At 44.4% G+C, this 518-nt stretch carries 1 protein-coding gene; it reads left to right on the forward strand.

Translation table 11 applies throughout. From position 1 onward, the window contains the following. On the forward strand, window positions 1–518 hold a 518-nt coding region (locus AB4503_RS25660), incomplete at both ends, for a type I-F CRISPR-associated protein Cas7f/Csy3 (RefSeq protein ID WP_372115935.1).

Below are 518 nucleotides of genomic sequence, written 5' to 3' on the forward strand. Positions count from 1 at the left end.
TAAACTTTCGTTACTGGCTAATACTTATAAAGAGCTCAATGGGTATCAGGAGCTCGCTCATCGATACGCAAAGAATATACTGCTTGGCCGTTGGCTTTGGCGCAACAGAGAGTGTCGAAACCTGTCGATAGAAGTGACCACCAGTGATTCGCAAACCTTGATTATAGAAAACGCAACAAGGCTTTCTTGGTATGGTCATTGGGATGAGGCTTCAGCAGAATACCTAGAAAAGCTCACAGCCTATTTGATGCGAGCCCTTTCTGACCCGACCGAATATTTCTATATGGATGTCAAAGCTAAAATTGGAGTTGGTTGGGGAGATGAGGTTTACCCAAGCCAAGAGTTTTTAGATAGCCGAGAAGATGGTGTTCCGACTAAGCAGTTAGCTACCGTCGAACTATTGAACGGAAAGGAAACCGTTGCGTTTCATGGTCAAAAAGTTGGAGCCGCATTGCAATCGATTGACGATTGGTGGCATGAAAACGCAGATAAACCATTAAGAGTGAACGAATATGGGG

Origin of the sequence: Vibrio sp. 10N.222.55.B11 (genome assembly GCF_041473705.1) — a bacterium.
Classification (GTDB): domain Bacteria; phylum Pseudomonadota; class Gammaproteobacteria; order Enterobacterales; family Vibrionaceae; genus Vibrio; species Vibrio crassostreae_C.